The organism is Paenibacillus sp. J5C2022 (assembly GCF_025567625.1).
In the GTDB taxonomy this organism is placed as follows: Bacteria; Bacillota; Bacilli; order Paenibacillales; family Paenibacillaceae; genus Pristimantibacillus.
This window is the reverse complement of sequence record NZ_JAOQJC010000033.1, coordinates 25,584-43,752: the sequence shown is the minus strand read 5'-3', so window position 1 is coordinate 43,752 and position 18,169 is coordinate 25,584. Positions and strand designations below refer to the sequence as shown.

Annotated in this window: 18 protein-coding genes; 1 reads left to right on the top strand and 17 read right to left on the bottom strand. The window is 49.2% G+C overall.

Features of this window, described 5'->3' with window-relative positions; genetic code table 11:
* Positions 1 to 3 precede the first annotated feature (3 nt).
* Together M6D81_RS22580 and M6D81_RS22575 are read right to left on the bottom strand one after the other, a co-directional pair.
* Positions 4 to 372 carry a hypothetical protein gene (locus M6D81_RS22580; protein WP_262679351.1) on the bottom strand — a complete coding sequence of 123 codons (369 nt, stop codon included), beginning with the start codon at positions 370 to 372 and terminating at the stop codon, positions 4 to 6.
* Between the two features lie 17 nt (positions 373 to 389).
* Entirely contained in the window at positions 390 to 551 is a 162-nt protein-coding gene (locus M6D81_RS22575; protein WP_143812408.1) for an aspartyl-phosphate phosphatase Spo0E family protein, read from the bottom strand.
* A gap of 155 nt (positions 552 to 706) precedes the next feature.
* On the opposite strand from M6D81_RS22575, the gene M6D81_RS22570 reads away from it, so the two are divergent.
* A complete protein-coding gene (locus M6D81_RS22570; protein WP_262679350.1) occupies positions 707 to 1,042 on the top strand; it encodes a helix-turn-helix domain-containing protein in 336 nt (111 codons plus the stop codon).
* Positions 1,043 to 1,060: 18 nt separating this feature from the next.
* On the opposite strand, the gene M6D81_RS22565 is transcribed toward M6D81_RS22570, so the two are convergent.
* The 15 genes from M6D81_RS22565 to M6D81_RS22490 form a co-directional block, all read right to left on the bottom strand.
* Positions 1,061 to 1,900 (bottom strand): VirB6/TrbL-like conjugal transfer protein, CD1112 family, encoded by an 840-nt coding sequence (locus M6D81_RS22565; RefSeq protein ID WP_262679349.1) that lies wholly within the window; start codon positions 1,898 to 1,900, stop codon positions 1,061 to 1,063.
* Between the two features lie 64 nt (positions 1,901 to 1,964).
* A complete protein-coding gene (locus tag M6D81_RS22560; RefSeq protein ID WP_486187835.1) occupies positions 1,965 to 2,264 on the bottom strand; it encodes a glutamyl-tRNA amidotransferase in 300 nt (99 codons plus the stop codon).
* Positions 2,261 to 4,042 (bottom strand): VirD4-like conjugal transfer protein, CD1115 family, encoded by a 1,782-nt coding sequence (locus M6D81_RS22555; protein WP_262679348.1) that lies wholly within the window; start codon positions 4,040 to 4,042, stop codon positions 2,261 to 2,263. The genes M6D81_RS22560 and M6D81_RS22555 overlap by 4 nt, the downstream gene beginning before the upstream one ends.
* Positions 4,029 to 4,220 (bottom strand): hypothetical protein, encoded by a 192-nt coding sequence (locus tag M6D81_RS22550; protein ID WP_262679347.1) that lies wholly within the window; start codon positions 4,218 to 4,220, stop codon positions 4,029 to 4,031. The genes M6D81_RS22555 and M6D81_RS22550 overlap by 14 nt, the downstream gene beginning before the upstream one ends.
* Positions 4,221 to 4,235: 15 nt before the next feature.
* On the bottom strand, positions 4,236 to 5,132 hold the full coding sequence (locus M6D81_RS22545) for an enolase-like domain-containing protein (protein ID WP_262679346.1): 897 nt from the start codon (positions 5,130 to 5,132) through the stop codon (positions 4,236 to 4,238).
* Positions 5,129 to 6,070, bottom strand: coding sequence for a DUF3801 domain-containing protein (locus M6D81_RS22540; protein ID WP_262679345.1), 942 nt, complete (start codon positions 6,068 to 6,070; stop codon positions 5,129 to 5,131). Before M6D81_RS22540 ends, M6D81_RS22545 begins: the two co-directional genes overlap by 4 nt.
* Positions 5,979 to 7,403, bottom strand: coding sequence for a relaxase/mobilization nuclease domain-containing protein (locus M6D81_RS22535; protein WP_262679344.1), 1,425 nt, complete (start codon positions 7,401 to 7,403; stop codon positions 5,979 to 5,981). Before M6D81_RS22535 ends, M6D81_RS22540 begins: the two co-directional genes overlap by 92 nt.
* Positions 7,404 to 7,416: 13 nt before the next feature.
* Entirely contained in the window at positions 7,417 to 7,782 is a 366-nt protein-coding gene (locus M6D81_RS22530) for a MobC family plasmid mobilization relaxosome protein (protein WP_262679343.1), read from the bottom strand.
* Positions 7,783 to 8,015: 233 nt separating this feature from the next.
* Positions 8,016 to 8,333 carry a type II toxin-antitoxin system RelE/ParE family toxin gene (locus M6D81_RS22525; protein ID WP_262679342.1) on the bottom strand — a complete coding sequence of 106 codons (318 nt, stop codon included), beginning with the start codon at positions 8,331 to 8,333 and terminating at the stop codon, positions 8,016 to 8,018.
* Positions 8,311 to 8,601: a type II toxin-antitoxin system Phd/YefM family antitoxin gene (locus M6D81_RS22520; protein WP_262679341.1), complete on the bottom strand. Its 291-nt coding sequence runs from the start codon at positions 8,599 to 8,601 to the stop codon at positions 8,311 to 8,313. Before M6D81_RS22520 ends, M6D81_RS22525 begins: the two co-directional genes overlap by 23 nt.
* A 157-nt stretch (positions 8,602 to 8,758) precedes the next feature.
* The gene (locus M6D81_RS22515; RefSeq protein WP_262679340.1) at positions 8,759 to 9,709 is read right to left on the bottom strand and encodes a DUF3991 and TOPRIM domain-containing protein; all 951 of its coding nucleotides are present in this window, start codon (positions 9,707 to 9,709) and stop codon (positions 8,759 to 8,761) included.
* Complete coding sequence (locus M6D81_RS22510; RefSeq protein ID WP_262679339.1) at positions 9,709 to 9,993, bottom strand: hypothetical protein; 285 nt, start codon at positions 9,991 to 9,993, stop codon at positions 9,709 to 9,711. Before M6D81_RS22510 ends, M6D81_RS22515 begins: the two co-directional genes overlap by 1 nt.
* Before the next feature lie 157 nt (positions 9,994 to 10,150).
* Positions 10,151 to 10,462, bottom strand: a complete 312-nt coding sequence (locus tag M6D81_RS22505; protein ID WP_262679338.1) for a DUF6664 family protein — start codon at positions 10,460 to 10,462, stop codon at positions 10,151 to 10,153.
* A 62-nt stretch (positions 10,463 to 10,524) separates the two neighbouring features.
* Positions 10,525 to 17,814 carry a helicase-related protein gene (locus M6D81_RS31995; RefSeq protein ID WP_486187834.1) on the bottom strand — a complete coding sequence of 2,430 codons (7,290 nt, stop codon included), beginning with the start codon at positions 17,812 to 17,814 and terminating at the stop codon, positions 10,525 to 10,527.
* A gap of 13 nt (positions 17,815 to 17,827) precedes the next feature.
* Complete coding sequence (locus M6D81_RS22490; protein WP_262679337.1) at positions 17,828 to 18,094, bottom strand: helix-turn-helix domain-containing protein; 267 nt, start codon at positions 18,092 to 18,094, stop codon at positions 17,828 to 17,830.
* Positions 18,095 to 18,169: the final 75 nt, after the last annotated feature.

Genomic DNA, 18,169 nt, shown 5'->3' with positions numbered 1-18,169 from the left:
TGACTAACCTCCCGAATCCTCCCTATGTGCAACAGGTTTACGATGATTTGTATTCGTACTGTCTAGCCCTTCAAATGCATGCGGGTGATCTGCTAACGAAGTGGCAAGCTGCATGCCATCCTTCAACCCTTGCAAGTATAGCCGTTCGTTCATGAGCGCCTGCTTCAAATACTGCTGGTCCTCCCAATCTGCAAATTCTGGCATACGTCCGATGTCCATGCACGCAAATAATCGTTCAAACGCTTTCCTTTCCTTGTCACCAATGCGGTTCAGATCAAGATGATGCTCAATATGAGCAGAAATGCCATCTAATCGCTTTTGAATCGCTTGTCTAAACCAAGACGGAAACTCCATCGGCTCCCCTTCCTTCATTTAAAATATCCCTGCATTCACCTGCGCTTCATGTATTGCGTAATCAATTGATCCACCTTTTTGCTTTGCCTCTTTAATTTTTTGTTATCCGATAAGGGGGCGTTGTTCTTCAACGATTGTTCGCCAAGCTCATTCATTTTTCGCCTTTCCCTTTCCAGCTTCTTTAATAGCCCATCCATCTGTACACCTGCCTTTTCATAAACTATGAAGAAACGAAATATCTTTGGAATTTATAAACCATCTACAGAGTATGTTCAAAACTCATTTTAGTCAATTGTGTACTCACCCATAATAGGAGTTATAAATTCCAAAAATCGATTTGAAAGTGAGGATCATGCATGTGTACGATAAAAAGAAGGTAGGGCAACGCATTCGGAAACAAAGGGAGGCATTGCAATTTTCCCGCGAGAACGTAGCTGAGCAGATTGGGCGTGTCCCAAGATTTTGCGCCGACATTGAGCGCGGGAATGTAGGCATGTCGATTGAGACGATGCTAGCCCTGTGCCATTTACTCAAACTGTCCCCAAATGATTTATTGCTGCCGCATGACCAACATGCCGAACCTCATACGGAGACAGAGCTGATTCTAGCTGCGCTCAACCAATGCACAGATCAACAGCGTCAAGATGCGCTGTCTCTAGTAAGATTGTTTTTGAAGGCTATTCAATAATGCAATGCCATACGATCTTTACAATCCAAGCATTTCTCTGACAACACGATCCGCCATCTTCACCGTCCCCACGAGGATGAGCATATTAAAAATCAGTTCCCCGATATACGTCCACACCATCGTGACTGCGCCGGTATCCGCCTCTACGGCAGGGGGAGCAGTAGCGAAAGCAGCATAAATGATGCAAGCCAGCACGATGATCGCCCCTTCCATGCAGGCAGCCGCATACCCTTTCAAAAATGATTTTCCAATACTCTGACTTGGCTCCCCAGCAAAAGAGGACAATGGAACGGGAGCGATAGCAGTATATAGATAAATCCGAAAGAAACGTGCATACACAGAAAGAATCATGATGAAGGAAAGAACCGTAATAAACAAGCTCCCCAGCAAAGACACGATCCACAGCGGTATGCTATGCCAAAACCCGACATCTTCAATGGCTTGGGTAATGAGTTCGGGTAAAAACATGCCATCCATCCCGCCAAATCCCGAACGGTTCATCATGGTCGCGATCATGCCTTGTACAATCGTAAACAAGGCAATCATGAGTTCCAGCCCGTAGGTGACAACTGCCTTGGCCAACACAAACCGGACGAATAACTTGACCGCCAGTTCTGGCCGCTTCAGTTCAGCAAAATTGCCTGCTGTTTTCATGACGCCGATGACAAAAAACAAGACCAGCAGCGCCAGCCCCGTTGCTTGCAAAGCGCCGTGAATATCCGTAATGATTTGCCATACAGCGCCTCCTTTAAACTCGGCAGGCGATTGCGTAACAAGCTGCCAGATTTCATTCATTTTTTCGTTCCAAGTGTCTAATGCATTTTCCAGATTGTCTGCAACCCAACTGTTTTTCGACATACACTCACCCTTTAATCGGGGGGAGGAACAGTCATCATCGCACCATTCCTCGCTACCCGTTCCTTTAACCTGCGATCAAGTTTAATATTTCTTTGGTAAAGGTAATGATGACGCCTCCTGCCAGCGTTAAGAATCCATTAGCGCGCTGTGAAGGATCGTGTGATTTGAGCGATAAGCCGATTTGAACGATGCCGAAGCCCAATATAATCATGCCGACCGCGCGAATCAATCCAAAAATAAAATCGGATAAATTATTAACCGTTGTCATTGGATCACCCTGTGCGTAGACAGTGGATACCAGCATCGTTCCGAACAGCGTCATCATCGTATAGACCGTCATCAGCCATTTGATTGTACGTTTCAAACCTCATCCATCCTTTCGTGTAAAAGTAATGCTTCCAGTTCTTCCTCAGACAGAAGCTCATATTCGCCATTCTCATCCAACTGCACGGTGCGCCAATCGAGCGCATGCTCTGTACCACCGTGCTGATAGGTCTGACCTTCGCCGTCTGTCGTCAACGAGACATGAGGATGGCGCAATACATCGTATTTCTCATCCATCACCGGCAGTTCGCCGCGAATAAAGAGCAGGGCATAGCGATTGTCGAGCAACCGCACTTCATCAGGCGTAAGCAGTTCTCGGCCGGATTGTTGATAGTTGATCGAATAGCTACCACTGCGACCTTTGCTTTGGCCGTAGGTGTTTGTATCAATCGTTTCTTTTCCCAGCAATTCCGACACATATTTATGCGTGGATTGCTCATTGCCGCCTAAATATAAAAACTCATCACAGTTGCCTACAATGCTTTCCCAAGAATCCTTATACAGCGCTTTGAGCTGTGCCAGATTTTGCAGAATGATCGAGACGGAAATCTCACGACTGCGCATCGTCGAAAGCAACTTATCGAACTCATCAGGTAAGGCAACATTGGCGAATTCATCCATCACAAAATGCACATGGATCGGCAGGCGCCCGCCGTGCTTATAGTCGGCCTCATACATCAAACATTGAAAAAGTTGCGTGTAGAGCATGCCAACGATGAAATTGAAGCTGCTATCGTTGTCAGGAATAACGGCGAATAGCGCTGTTTTCTTTTCACCCATAGTGGGCAGTTCCATTTCATCGACTTGGCTCATCCCAGCGATGGTATGCAAGTTAAATTTCACCAACCTCACGCCAAGTCCAATCAGAATAGACTTTGCTGTTTTCCCCGCTGCCAACTTAAAAATGTTATATTGCTTCACGGCAAGATGTTCCGGGTCGCGCATCGCCAGCCGCTCAAATAGCTCATCAAGCGGACTTTGATACGTTTCATCTTCCTCCCGAACCTCGGCAGCAGCGATCATTTCCATCACCATCGGGAAGTTCTGTTCCTCCGGCGGTGCTTCATATAAGAGATACAGAACGAGCGCTTCGAGCAAAGCGGTCTCGGAACGCTCCCAAAAAGGATCATTTGTGTTGCTGCCCTTCGGCGTTGTATTGCGAATCAGATTGGTGACCAGTTTGAGAACGTCCTTGTCGTCTTGCAAATAGGCAAAGGAATTATAGCCATGCGAACGGTGTGGATTGATTAAATCCAGCACTTTAATGTCATAGCCTTTGGACTTGAGCAAGTTGCCGGTATCGCGCAAGATTTCGCCTTTGGGGTCAAGTACGACAAAAGAGGTATGCACCTGCATCACATTCGGTTTGGCATAAAATCGCGTCTTACCAGAACCGGAACCGCCTACGACCAGCACATTCAAATTTCGACGATGCTTGCGGCCATCCAGCCCGATCCGAACGCGCTGCGTCAAAATTTTGTTTTGTTCCGATTGCTTGCTTCGATATTTGGTATTAATCGGTTTTGCTTTCCCCCATTTCGCACTGCCATGTTCCTCACGGCGACGATAATTGCGCGGCGAGGCCAGATATGCGCCGACCGCTAACCCGTAAGCCAATGTAAAAATCAATAAGCTTCGCGGTGTATCGGCTACCCAGCGAATGTCAAAGGGACGATCCACTGCATCGCCAAGATAAAGCAAAAGTGCGGGCAATCCCCCGGATAATGCCGGAGCAACGAGCAGCGCCAACCAAATGACGGGAATATAAAAAGCTGCAAGGAGTAACAAATGGCTCCTTGCAGCTTCAGCGCGCTTCACGGTTCCCCCTGCGTTTATTTTTTTGGTAGGGGGCGTCCATCGTTTTCAACAACAGATCGTCCACAGCATCCGTCGATCGCTGTTCTCCAATTAAGTTGTTTCGGAGTGTATTCAGCGCATGAATGACAATGCCATGCTCGTAGTAATCGAGATTGAGAATACGATCCTCCATTTTCATGACTAGTCACACTCCTTAACGAACAGAATCGGTTCGATTCGCTTGCGGTGATTGCCGCTGCGGGGTCAGCACACGATGCATGCGTCGGGAAATCGAATGGGCAGCTTCTTTCATCGTCGTTAACTCTGCACGAACGGTCTGTGGTTCCATGTCCTTAAAGCGCTCGGTGACCCGCTCGAACCGGAATGGCTTTGTATCAACACCCGCTTGCTTGCAAAGGATGTAGGCTGCACTGAACGCGTGAATCTGATATTCAGAGCGGCTGTATCGACCATCGCCACGGTCCATTTCCGCATGTGCCAGCTCTTGTGCTAATGCGCGGAAAATGTCTCCTGCCCCCAGTCCACGACGGATCACAATATTGCGTACATCCGGCTGATAGATGGCATGCACGTCCGCAGGCAGCGTGTCACTAATGGCTATAGGAACAGGCGCACGATCCATAAGCGCCTTGATGCGAGTGCGATCATCAGGGTGAACAGGTTGCTCTAATTTCTTAGCCGTAGTTTGGACAATATCGAACATTTTCTTGGGATTGTAGCTAATTGCGGTACTCCCATCCTCCCGTTTGTATTCATCGCCGGGCTCCAGAATATAAAATCCGGTTTCCTTGCGGCGGATGGACACGCCTTGTTCCTTCCAACTATCAAAATCGGCGATACGAGTCGCTTCTGGACGTTGCGCTAGAATCAATAGCGCATTGGAAACACTGTATCTGTCGAAGAGCGCCTGCACATCCAAATACCGTTGATACGGTTCTCCCTTTTGCGCAATCGTCGTTGTCATCGTATCAATCGTCTCATACGTCCACTGCCGCAATTCCTGTTTTTTCTGAACCCAAGCTTCCTTGTCAAACGGTTGCCCGGCAGGAGAAGAGGAAGCTTGATGAAATAGTTCGTCTAATTGGCTCATTTCGATCTCCCTTTCTTTCGCTGGTTTGTTGGCATCTTTTTGCCTGATGTCGGTTTACCCCGATCCTTTCGTCTTGGCAACGGAGGATCGTGTTCCAACTGCTGACGTTTTTTCTCTGCTGCCCGATTTTCTTCCCGAATTTCGCGCAGCAACTCTCGGATCGACACTTTTTCCTGCGGTTGATGTTCAGTCGAATCCTTTCCGCTGTCGTCGCTGCTCACGGAGATAGGCTCGTACGGAGTCGGTTGTTCCGCCGCTCTCTCCTCCTCCGTAAGGGGAGTATGTGTCCGTATCTGCTGTTCCGTTTGTTCGTTGACCAGGGGTTGGGGTTCTGGTTGGGATGTTTCTGGTTGTACGTTTGTTTGTTTCTCCTCCCCCGGCGGTTCGGTCTTTCCCAGCAGTTCGTCCAAAAAATCTTCTCGGACTTCCTCCTCTGCCGGAGACGGAGGGTTAGCCTCGTGTTCAGATGCTTCGACGGTTTGCTCCGGCATCTGTACCCCTTGGTTCTCGTCCGGTTGCTTTTCACTGCGGGCATTCGCAATTTCTTGCTTAATGCTGGCCGTATCTATCGTTGCCAGCTTGAAACGTTCGACTATTCGATTGATCTTGGAAGCATCCTCAGCTCGTACCATCACATCACAAAGACCATCCACGTTCTTTTTATCGCGTAGTGCGCAATAAAGTACGCCGTACCTCTTCGCTTCCTTGCAAAAGGTCGGCAAGTCTTCATTTTTAACTGCGAACACTTTCAACTCCTTGCCACTGCGAAGCAGGCTTTCCAAACGAATGCGTCCTTTCGTTTTTTTCTGCCCTTGCAAGGCAGCGAATAAATACACCGCCAAATGCTTAGCGCCTTCGCCGGAAATCTTCGCCATGACCTCGATTCCTCTCAGGCTCATATTGACGACCTGATCGGCCGCTTCGTTTCCGCCGCTCATTGGTATCCATCTCCTCTCGTATAGGACGTTCTGGTTCGCGTTCCTTTAACAAATGGGCCATTCCCTCTGAACGGGTAAGGATACCCATACAAAGTTTCACTTCTTTTCGCAGCTTCGCAAGCTGACGGGAACATTCAGCAATTTCCGTTTTGTAAACCGCAACCTGATCTTCCTGCTTACAACGGCGTAGCCGGTTATACAAGGTTTTACGTACGCCGTAATGTCGTTTCATATCCGCCTGAAGCTGTCCGTGGTAAGCAAGCAACTCATCTTCCGTAGAAATCTGACGGCGACACAAAAGCCTCGTCTGTTCGGTGATAAGCGTCAAATGTCGTAAATCCTGACGCAACAAAAAATGCGTCCTCTTCGGAGACGCACGATGCTTGGGCAGGATGCCCATCTGGTAGAGATAACGCAAGTATAATGCCTGTAAACCCTTAATTTTACGTATCGTTCTCCAGCCACCGCGTACCTTAACGACTCGCCTGCGTCGCTGCAATGGGAGCGGTGGTTGGCGCTTCGGCATACGATTCTGCAAAATACGTTCCTTTAACGATTCTTCCGTATAATCATCGCCTAAACTGCGCAAGCGAACGAAACGTTCCTTGCCGGGCGGACGTACAGCAAGATGCTTCACATTGGTTTTGAGCGTATATCCTTGCTTTTGCAAAGCGGTGAAAAACCGCGTCATCGTCATGGAAGCGGCAATGGCCGTGTCGATATCTTCCCGAATCAGCCCCCGCCAAGTGGGTCTGTTTTCACGCTCCGCTTGCCACTCCCCATAATGCTTGGCTTTGCCTGTTTCGGGGTGTTCAATGACTGACAGTTTATACCCTCGGCACAGTCGATCAGACGTTTGCCGCATGAGGGCATAAGAAGCTTTGTTGTCGTAATAACGCTTGCCATCTAGGAATGAGACGGAATTAAGGACGAAATGATTGTGCAAATGACCTTTGTCCAGATGGGTCGCAACCACGACTTCAAAACGCTCCCCCCAAAGCTCCTGCGCCAGCTTGACACCAATGGCATGTGCAACTTCTGGTGACGCTTCGCCAGGCGCGAACGACTGGTATCCGTGGAACGCGACAATGCCATCCGTTTTTTGATATTGCCGCTTAGTGCGCTGCATTTGCTCATACGCGGTAAGCGGATCGCAGTTCACGCCACTGACGTAAAGCTGTTTTTCCGTTTTCACATCTTCTGTCGCATAGTTCAGCGCCTGCTGCAAATTGCCCGGTTCAAAGCGATCTTGTGCCGTTTTATCAGGATTCCGGGCGTAATCTAGTACGCGCTTCAATCGGTCGGTTACATCCCATATTGCAGTGGTGGCCATTTGTCACGCCCCTTTACGGTGGTTGCCCGCTTGTATGTGCCGTGGGTGGATCGCTTCTTCGTTCCGGCTCCGTCACCGCCTGTTGAATCTGTTGGACAACAAGACGCAAACGGTCGGCTTCCTCCTGAAAGACAGCCTGTGCCAAATGCCCGGTAGCATGTGCTCGCATGGCTATTTGATTCAAATTGTTGCCGATGGCATGAAGCTCACGCATCATTGCGTAATAATCCGGCGACGGTAATGGTTTCGGTATAACCCCATTGATAAGCGCCCGGATATACGATTCCCGGGCAAGACCTGTCCGTTTCACTTCCCTCATGAGACGAGCATGTTCGCTTTCATTTAGGCGTAGCAAAAATGAGATCGAACGTTTCCTCATCGAATATCACCCCTTTCAAAACAACTCGATCATGAAAACAATAGCAGCGTGATAATGGGGGTCTTAGGGGCTTAGCCCCTAACAAGCGAATTTGGATATCCAAATTCAGTGCTTGCTGCAACACGAGACATTCGTCTCGCGTTGCCCTCATGCACCCGCCGGAAAAAAGAGAGGGACTCCAAAAACACAAAAAAGACGCCGATCCACTCAGCGTCTTCCTCAAAACTTTTTGGTTATCTTACCAACCAGCGATAATCCTGACGGCAGTCTACAATATAATCGACATACACGATTTCATCCTGAATTTGATACAACACGAGATACCACTTCTCCACGAACATCTTGTGATACTTGTTTGATGGGATAAATTCCGCTTCCATAAAGGGATATCGTTCTGGCATTTGCGCTAAGGAACGTATCGCATATAGCAATTCGTTTTTCGTTTTTCGCGCTGCCTCTGGACTCTTCTCCGCAAGAAACTGCACATGAGCCGCCAGCATTTGGCGGGCGCGATCAGAAACGATAATCTTATATCGAGGTATCTTTTCCATGCTGAACCTCGTCAATTATGCCCTCTAGGTACGTGTCCAATTCATCCGGTGTCATTCCAACACGACCCGCCAAACGATCTTCTTGCACAGCAAGCAGTTCTTCGCGTAGCTTCAACATCTTCTCGCGGCGGGAGAACGTCTCAATGTCCAGCACAACGAGATCCCCTTCACCATTCTTGGTCAAATAAACCGGTTCCCCCGAAGATTTACATAAGTCGGCAATTTCATTATAGTTTTGCCGGATACTGGCGGAAGGCTTGATGATCATCTTGCTCACTCCTTACATAGCTGTTTATTGACTTAATTATACCTATCACATACTATGCAGTCAATGTAGCCGCGCTTGCATCTCGCTTATCTCCAATTCATCCACATCCCATGAAAATTCATTTCCAATAACAAACATCGCCGTTTAGCGCCTACCTCTATCTGGATAGTTCTCCGCGTCTCCTTCGGTATTCCATCAAATCGTTGTTGACGTCCTTTCCAAAATTAGGCGGCTCATCGAAAATAAGCAGGATGGGGGAAAGGAGCCTTTTCATCGTGGCCGCCGCCAATTTTCCCGGTTCATCATTGTCCAAGTGCAAGACAAGTCGATTCACCTTAGGAAAGCAATGCAGGTAATGCGTTAGGGCAGCTGGGGGAGTAGATTCTTTCCCATTTGCCTTGGGACTGTATATTCCGGCCAGTGACAACTTATGCGCCTGCCGCCAGTCCCGACCGGCGAGATGCTCCAGCGTACAATAAGATAAAAGATCAATGGCGCTCTCGAACAGGTGCAACTCCGTACTGTCTTCCATAGCCGGAATCGAAAACGAATACCGCTTGTCACTGCCAACGGCCTCCCCCATGAAGCGAGTATTTGTTGTACCACGGATCGCCGCATAACGCGGCGTTCCTTCTTGGTTGAAACCAACGAATACAGCATTGTGATAGCGACTGCTTTCATAAAGCCTTCCCGTTTCAAGACAGTAGTCAATTATCTTGCTATGAATACCACGGTTTCTCAAATAGGTAATGACACGATTGGAAGTGATATATGGTTCGGGAAGCACAAATTTCGTAGATGACAAACCTTGTTGTAAAGATTGCAATGCATGAGAAGTACGGCCAAGTTCAATACCTTCAATCTGTAGCACTGCATCCGGAAAAGACATCCCCTGCACCTTAATGAGATAGTCGAGTGCCGAACGCCCGCCAATCCCTCTCGACCACCAATACCACTTGCCATTGGAAATTTTCAAACTGTCATGTGTGCGGGTGGTATAGACATTGCGAGAGCAACGTACCAGTTCCGCAGGCTCGTATACTTGTAAATACGTGAGCAGATCCAGTTGTTTTGCCCGTTCGATTTGCTCTTTGCTTACGTAACTCATCACCGTGCCATCCGCTTCTTTTTGGGATACATATAGGCTTTTCCCTTCTGCAGCTCCGTAACACCATTCTTTTTCATAAATGCGTCTAAATCACCTTCATAAACCTTGCTGGTTACCCCATTTGAATGACGAATAAAATAAAACGTATCACCAAATCCATCCTTTTCTTTGGATACCAATTCTAATATTGGCACGGTTTCCCCCTCCTCAATAAGGTCAACTCCGTAACAAATAAGCGGTTGAATCGGACAAAAACATCCGCCGCGTGGTATGGCATACAACATGTACTTCCCTCCAGAAACGCGAAAAGGACCCCAAAGTTGGAGTCCTTTTCAACATGTGATTGATAACTTTAATAAGCGGGCTTTCTTCCACCCGTGAAATACTATGCACCGTAAAGAACAGGGAAACGCTAGTCATAGGCGTTTCCCTGCTTCTCTGCTATAATGCACCAATCTTACGCAAATACGCATAACAATCCGCATGACCTTGAAAATAAAGTGCCATCCTCTCCATACGCTCCGTTTCGTCATACGTTTGTTTTACATCCAGCCAGGCGCGGTGTTCATTGTCACTGGAAAATATCATTGCATTTCCTTCGAAAATCGACTGGATAAAAGGATATTGTGTCTGGATTTCAACTCGCTTATGAACCAAAGAAAGATAAGATTCTCTAATACGTAGTAGTCGAGTGACCTCATTTTCTATCTCGTCAAATATAGTCTCCAATTGTTGTTTCGATGGTATCGCCATCCGCATCCCTCCTCGTAAATAGCATACAAGTGGCAGAAGCAGGATGCGAATGTATGAAGGGCTCAACGTTCCCGATAGGCCGCCTTTCGTTCTGGTGCGGCTGGTTCTTCATCCGGCACGCTGTCAACGCCCTCATTTTCCCGTTTATCCATGTTGAGCAGTGCATTCAATTCCGAGAGCCTCGCCGTTTTCGTTTGCAACTCCTGCTCCTTCTCGAATGGCGTCTCGATTTGTTCTTTCGCCGTACCCATCTGCTTCTGTAACGTAACAAGTTGTTCACGAGCATGTTCCAATTTCGCAGGCAAGTCGGATAAAGTGTTGTTGATTCGGGTGATATTACCGCCTGCATCCGCTCCGAGCGTTGTCGTATGACTCAGTGCGCCGCGCAACATAACCTTGTATTCCTTATGGAAGCTGTCGAAAGACAGCCACAAAGAAAAACCAAGATAACTGCCCACTGCTTGCGGATCGGGTGATGTCATACCCTTGCATGCGTCCAGCAAAGCTTCACCTGCTGCCGTCCGCTCCGTATAAGTAAAATCCTTGATGACCATGCCTGGAAAATTCGATTCATCCGCATTCTCCTGAACAGTCGCTTTGGCACGCACGTACATGGCGACATCCTGTTCATATCCCTCGATTCGTTCTGCCGTAGACTTGATCTGTTGCGGCAGCAGCTTAAGCAGCCGGTCTTCCAGCGCATAACGCTGACTCAAATGATTGGCTTTGAGCAACTTCAGCTTGGATACTTGGATATCCAAGTCCATCTTCTCCTTGATGTACGGATTGCCGGTCGCCAGTGCTTTCACTTCGGCGTAAGAGAGAGCGGTTTCGTCAATATCTTCGGCTGATCGCACCGGCGATTTACTGGTCATAATCTGTGAAATAAACCGCTGCTTGTTCTCCAGCGTTTGATAGAGGTAAGCGTCAAACGTGTTCTCCGTAACATAACGGAAAATGTGTACCTCACTGTTCTGATTCCCTTGACGGACAATGCGCCCGCTGCGCTGCTCCAAATCGCGCGGACGCCACGGACAATCCAGATCATGCAGTGCAATCAGCTTCGTTTGCACGTTCGTGCCAGCCCCCATTTTGAACGTTGATCCGAGCAATACCCGAACTTGACCGTTACGCATTTTAGCAAATAATTCCCTTTTCTTCGCTTCGGTGTTGGCATCGTGAATATAGGCGATCTCTTCAGCCGTGACCCCTTTTTCCACCAACTTGCGCCGCAGCTCGTCGTATACATTAAAGCTCCCGTCCGCCTTTGGAGTGGACAAATCGCAAAATACCAATTGCGTAAGGCGTTGTTCTTGCCCGTCCAGCCAGTGCCGATATACATTATCTGCGCAAGCACTCACCTTACTGCCTTCATCATCTGGAAGCATTGGATTGGCCAGCCGCTGATCGAGCGCCAGCTTGCGTCCGTCATTGGTGATCGTGAGCATGTTGTCTTCGTGCGGTTCTACTTGTTTCGCCCGCACCTCTTCAGCGCGGCGGGCGAGATCGGCAACCATGTCGCGTTGAAACTCACTCGGCGGTACGGCCACATTGTGAAAATGTGCTTTTGGCACGGGAAGCTGGAGCATGTCTGCCGTCTGGATGTCGGCCACTTCCTTGAACACATTCATCAGCTCGGGTAAATTGTAAAAACGGGCAAACCGGGTTTTCGCCCGATAGCCCGTTCCTTCCGGTGCAAGCTCTATCGCTGTGACCGTTTCGCCAAACGTAGATGCCCACGCATCGAAATGCTGTAAGCCTTGCCGCTTAATCCGCTCGTATTGCAAGTAACGCTGCATCGTGTACATCTCAGTGATGGAGTTGGAGATCGGCGTACCCGTCGCAAAAATAATGCCCCTGCCTTCGGTCAGCTCGTCCATATACCGGCACTTCGCAAACATGTCGGACGACTTTTGTGCTTCGGTTTGCGACAATCCGGCCACATTACGCATTTTGGTATACAAAAATAAGTTTTTATACGAATCGGCTTCATCCACGAACAGCCGATCTACGCCCAATTCCTCGAACGTCACGACATCATCCTTCCGACTCGTGTCGTTCAGCTTTTCCAACCTCGTTTGCAGCGTCTTTTTTGTTTTTTCGAGTTGCTTGATCGCATACCGTTCCCCCCGGGCTTCCTTGAGTTCCCGGATGCCATCTGTAATCTCCGAAATTTGCTCATTCAATTGCTGTCGTTGGCGCTCCGTCGAGATCGGGATTTTTTCAAACTGCGAATGTCCAATGATGATGGCATCATAATCGCCGGTGGCAATCCGTGCGCAAAACGTTTTGCGGTTTTTCGTTTCAAAATCTTTTTTGGTCGTCACCAAAATATTGGCCGATGGATAAAGCTGCAAAAACTCCGCCGCCCATTGCTCGGTCAGATGGTTCGGAACGACCAGCATGCTCTTGTTGCACAGTCCTAAATGTTTGCCCTCCATTGCTGCGGCGGTCATGGCAAATGTTTTTCCTGCGCCGACACAATGCGCGTATAAGGAGTTGCCACCGTACAATGCACGAGCCACCGCATTGACCTGATGCTGGCGTAGTTGGATTTCTGGATTTATCCCGGTGAAGCGAATATGACTGCCGTCATACTCACGGGGGCGAATCGCATTGAAGCGGTCATTGTACAGCCGCGTGAGCCGTTCGCGCCGCTGTGGATCTTGCCATATCCATTCCCGAAACGCTTCCTTCATCATCTCCTGCTTTTGTTGGGCGATGGCCGTTTCCTGCTTGTTCAGCACACGCTTTTCCACGCCATCTTCATAAACCGTGTCAAATACACGCACGTCACGCAAATTCAACGTGTCTTCCAGAATCTTGTACGCATTCATGCGGTTAGTACCGTACGTGACGTTCGCCTTGATATTGTTACTGCGGTCATCGCTTTTGCCTTTCACGTTCCAAGCAGCCGTATACTCGGAATACATCACATCGATGTAAGTCTGGTACATCGGCGGCGTATCGACAAGTTCAAACAAAAATTGCCGAATGTCTTGCGGCGGCAACCAAGTTGCACCCAAACGGACATCAATTTCGGAGGCATCCAGGTCTTTGGGCTGCACGGCTTCAAGCGCTTTGACGTTTTCACTGTAGCGTTCAGCATCGTATACGGCGAACTGTTTCGCCACACGCAGCTTCTCCCGCACATGGCCGGACAAGTACGCATCCGCTGTTTCAAAGATCGGTTGATCGGTTTCATCTTGCATTTCGGGATTGGGGAAGATGATGCCACGCAGTTCCTCTATGAGTTGTTCTTCCGTCAAGCCGGTTAACTGTGCCATATACGGCAGATCGACACGGGCTTTTGCACCGATGGAAACAGCAAGCGCCTCCGAAGCCGTATCCACTTGCTCCACGTTGATGCGTTGCCGAATCGTACGCTTAGTGAACATATCCGCTTTACGAAGTAGCCGTCCTTCCTCGTCGATGATTTCTAGCGAGCAGAGAAGAAAGTACGCACTATCATCCGAAAAAGCAAGGCTGTTCGCGCGGCTGTTAATCAGTCCATATTGCGTGGTAAACCGATCATACTGTACGTTCAACTTGCGCTGTTGCTCCTGAATCGCCTCATCACTGTAATCCTCGGTTTGGTACTCAATCAGTTCGCGCACCGTGTCCCGCAGACCGATCATGCCCTTGATGCGGCCCGTTGCTGTCGCCGATGTTTCGATGCGCCGCATCCGACTGTTTTCCCGATAGTAGATATGACCATCTACCAACGCAAAGCTGAAATTGCGGACAGATGGGTCAGCAGAGAGGGAATGGTCTTCTTCCTCCGGCTGGTCTTCCCGTTCCTGCTCCACCCATTCGGCATGAATGTTAGATAATGCTTCACGCAGCAACGCATCCAGATTCATATCCGGGTACGGCCGACATGTCGTTTCTTGTCGATTGCCATACATGCGATCATCAAAAGCCATCGTGCCCAGCACCATATCGGGATGGGCAACGAAGTAGCTATTCATCGGCACACCATCCGTTGTCTCACCAAGTGAAAGCCACGCTTCCGTTTGCTCGCTGACCGCAACCATCCGATCCCGTTTTTGTAAAAATAAAATATCGGCGGTTACTTCTGTGCCTGCATTGGCTTGAAATGCTGTATTCGGGAGACGCACAGCTCCGAGCAGTTCAGCGCGTTCCGCAATATATTTACGCACCGCAGGATTTTGCTTATCCATCGTCCCTTTGGACGTAATGAAAGCAATGATACCGCCGGGGCGCACTTTGTCCAATGTCTTGGCGAAGAAATAATCGTGAATAAGAAACTTGTGCTTGTCGTATCGCTTATCCGCCACGCCATAACCGCCAAATGGCACGTTCCCTACAGCCAGATCGAAGAAACTGTCTGGCAAATTCGTCTGTTCAAAGCCGCTGACCGCAATCGATGCCTGTGGGTATAATTGCTTGGCAATTTGCCCTGTCACGCTGTCCAATTCCACGCCAAACAGCCGCGAGTCTTTGAACGACTCCGGCACTAAACCGAAAAAATGGCCGATGCCACAAGAAGGCTCTAAAATATTACCACTACGAAAGCCCATGTTTTCCAGACAGTCGTACATCGCCTTGATGACGGTCGGAGACGTATAGTGGGCATTCAGTGTTGATGCGCGAGCGGACGCATATTCCTCTGGCGCGAGCAATGCTTTCAGTTCCTCATATTCGGCTGCCCACCCAGTGTTCGCATCATCGAACGCTTGCGGTATGCCGCCCCATCCGACATATCGCGCTAATACCGCCTGCTCATCCGCTGTCGCTTGCCGCTGCTCCTGCTCTAACCCGTTCAACAATCGAATCGCTTCTATATTCCATTTGAACTTCGTTTTTGCACCGCCATGTCCCAGTTCATCGTCGATGATACGGTAATTGACTGCCGGAGCAGGTGGGGGGACTGGCACAGGATGACGGGTAACAAGAGTAGGGGAATGGTCAGGAACATTGGCTGGTTGCGTTGCTGGCCCTAGCACGTTTATTGCAGACTCATCCGGTAAATATGCATCTTCCGCTTCTTCCCGTGTCGCTTCGTCTGCAAGTTCCAGTTCCCCGGTAATCAGATGATCGTTCAACGGATTTTCACGCAGTATTCGTTCAAAATCTCGGATATCCCATTCTTTAATAAACAGTGGAAACTGCCGATCTTGCAGCACCACTATTTGAGGTGTCAGTTGCACAATTTCATATTCGTCTGCACCGATCCAGACGATACTGCCCACATCATAACCGTATCGCGCTCGCTCCCGGTTCAGAGGTATTTGTTTCGGTTCAGATGGCTCATCCAACTCGGGATGCTCCTCCGATGGCGGCTCATCCGCCTCTGTTTGATTCCTTCTTGCTGTCTCGGCTGCACGCTGTAATCGTTCTTCTTCTTGCTTCTCCGCGTAGGCGGGCAATCGCTCCGTTTCCTGTCGATTCAAATAACGTCCTGCTTCCAACAGTTCACCGATACGTTTCTGCACCTTCATCCACGGTAGTACTACCCGAGCATCCGGGTTCATGATCGAGCCGCGCGTTAGTGTGATGCCTTTACTATCATGATTTTCATGAATATCTGTGCCGGTCAACGCCGGGAGACGCCCACCGATTCCATATTCCCGTTTTAGGAAATCAGCATTCTCCTGTGCGGACAATGATTGTTGGAAATGCAGTGCAATCCGATACTTGCCATGCTCAAATCCGCTGCCGCTTTGCAATATAGCGTCGATAACCGCTTGCGGCATTAAAAAAGCGGAAGCTTTATCGGCTTCCGCTTGTTCCATCCATAGCGTTTGCTGCTGGATAGAAGTTTCCAATCCCCTTGATATGTCAAATTCGTTTAATAGGATCATGCTCGCAAGATGCCCGGTAATAACGCCCCAATCGTAATAGCTTTGCGCTGTGCGCTCATCTGCTGTACCCGTCCAAAGATGAAGCACATTGCGGTACGGTTCAAACCCAACCTGCACGTCCTCATCAAGGTTCAGTTCGGTGATGCCTGCCGGAAAAAGACCGCGCACATATAGCAGGCGCTCGCGCTCGTCCTCATGGTCATGAAAATACGTTGCGATGTCCGCCTTACTCTCCCGTAGCGGTGCGGTTCGGAGCATGTCGTTGATGATGGCTTGGTCATGAAAAAACGGAAGACTTTTGTCCTCCGTTTCCCGGTCATACCATTTTAATGATAGATCAGTTCCGTGAGAATCAGTTCCTCCGCTTGTCGTTTCAGGTTGTTCATGTGTCCCGTCCAGGCCAGCGGATCGCTCGCCTTGTCCGGTGCTGGATTCAGTCGAAGCAGTTCCTGCATCGTCTGTTCGATTTGTTCCCGCGCTGTCCGGTCGATGTCTGTCAGATAGTGGTTTAGTTGTTCCGTCAACATCAGATGAGCGTACATCCCTTTGCGTTCGGTTTTCAGAAATGCCTTGCGTAACATCCCGTATTTCCCGATCGGCATCGCCGCCTCGCTCAACGTTAGGTCGGGCAGCAGGTAATCCCCCTGCGGCGTGTAGGTCAGTTCCATGTTCATCGTTCCTTTCTTGTAAGGTAGCTTCATTGTGCGATAAGGAATCGGGTCTTGCAAGGGTATGAGCCGAATGCCTCTTATCTACCCGCTGGGTTTCTCGGCGTAACGCTCGGACGGTCGATTCCACTTCCCGTAACATCATCTCGGACACATCACTGATCGCTGCGCCCAAATGGGACAGTGCAGGAAGCGAATTAAAGTATCCGATACTGGATAAATCCTCAATACTGATGTAATGTTCGGGATTCAATCCGCAACGAGTCAGCGTCATGTAAGCAACAGACGTTTCGGCTGTTTGCTTAAACAACAGTTCCACATGCGGAATGTCCAAATCGTCAAGTAAACTGTGTTCCCGTTCCTTCATCAACTCCGCCACATAATCCGCACTATTGTCCTCTACTGCATTCCGTGCAGCAGCCAGAATCGCAGCGGGCAGATCCGCATGTGTTCTGATTTCGTCCGCCATGCCGAACGCATTTTCCATCGTTTCGATCACAGCATCTGTGTCGCTATCCTGCAAACGCCATAGCGATATGGGTTGCTGTGTTCTGCTCTGAGTATCCGACACATCGAACACATGACGCAGACTGAGGTGATTGCCCCGATCTTCGATCAAAGCAATCCCTTTTGCACCGCGTTTAACCCAGCGATCCAGCCGTTTGTTCCAAACATCTATCGGCGCGCAAGCCGTCGCGTCAGAACGTTGGGCGTAAATCAACAGTTGATCTTGAAACGGATATTTGTAGTTCCATGCTGCTGTTTGCAAAAAACTCGCCCATTCCTGGGGTTGATCAGCCACCGCACGAGCTGTGCTAGTCGCCAGTTCAACGATGCGTTGCAACTTGGCTGTCACGAGAGCACCTCCTTTACAAAAGCGTAATTTGATTAGTCAGGCGAATACCTTCCACCGAATATCGAGCTGTCAGTTGAATAAGACCATTTTGTAGCAAACGGTGCAAATTACGACGCACGGCGGAAGGAGACAAGCCCACTTCCGCTGCCAACCGCCTTGAAGACAGTTGCACCACACCGTTTCTCCCGCCTGCGCGATCCAGCAAATAGCTGTATAATAACTTCGCAGCAGGAGGAACCGCTACCTCGGCCAATAGCCTATAGCGGGTGAGATCATTCATCGGCTTTTTCCTCCTATCGTTCCAAGTTCTTTTTTTCCTTTGACATAGTCGTCCGAGTTACGGGCCTCTGTCACT

Bases quoted from the DNA above. Each gene is read 5' to 3' on its own strand.
- M6D81_RS22580 (WP_262679351.1), bottom strand. From the start codon at position 372: ATGAAGGAAGGGGAGCCGATGGAGTTTCCGTCTTGGTTTAGACAAGCG.
- M6D81_RS22575 (WP_143812408.1), bottom strand. From the start codon at position 551: ATGGATGGGCTATTAAAGAAGCTGGAAAGGGAAAGGCGAAAAATGAAT.
- M6D81_RS22570 (WP_262679350.1), top strand. From the start codon at position 707: ATGCATGTGTACGATAAAAAGAAGGTAGGGCAACGCATTCGGAAACAA.
- M6D81_RS22565 (WP_262679349.1), bottom strand. From the start codon at position 1,900: ATGTCGAAAAACAGTTGGGTTGCAGACAATCTGGAAAATGCATTAGAC.
- M6D81_RS22550 (WP_262679347.1), bottom strand. From the start codon at position 4,220: ATGAAAATGGAGGATCGTATTCTCAATCTCGATTACTACGAGCATGGC.
- M6D81_RS22545 (WP_262679346.1), bottom strand. From the start codon at position 5,132: ATGAGCCAATTAGACGAACTATTTCATCAAGCTTCCTCTTCTCCTGCC.
- M6D81_RS22540 (WP_262679345.1), bottom strand. From the start codon at position 6,070: ATGAGCGGCGGAAACGAAGCGGCCGATCAGGTCGTCAATATGAGCCTG.
- M6D81_RS22535 (WP_262679344.1), bottom strand. From the start codon at position 7,403: ATGGCCACCACTGCAATATGGGATGTAACCGACCGATTGAAGCGCGTA.
- M6D81_RS22530 (WP_262679343.1), bottom strand. From the start codon at position 7,782: ATGAGGAAACGTTCGATCTCATTTTTGCTACGCCTAAATGAAAGCGAA.
- M6D81_RS22525 (WP_262679342.1), bottom strand. From the start codon at position 8,333: ATGGAAAAGATACCTCGATATAAGATTATCGTTTCTGATCGCGCCCGC.
- M6D81_RS22520 (WP_262679341.1), bottom strand. From the start codon at position 8,601: ATGATCATCAAGCCTTCCGCCAGTATCCGGCAAAACTATAATGAAATT.
- M6D81_RS22515 (WP_262679340.1), bottom strand. From the start codon at position 9,709: ATGAGTTACGTAAGCAAAGAGCAAATCGAACGGGCAAAACAACTGGAT.
- M6D81_RS22510 (WP_262679339.1), bottom strand. From the start codon at position 9,993: ATGTTGTATGCCATACCACGCGGCGGATGTTTTTGTCCGATTCAACCG.
- M6D81_RS22505 (WP_262679338.1), bottom strand. From the start codon at position 10,462: ATGGCGATACCATCGAAACAACAATTGGAGACTATATTTGACGAGATA.
- M6D81_RS22490 (WP_262679337.1), bottom strand. From the start codon at position 18,094: ATGAATGATCTCACCCGCTATAGGCTATTGGCCGAGGTAGCGGTTCCT.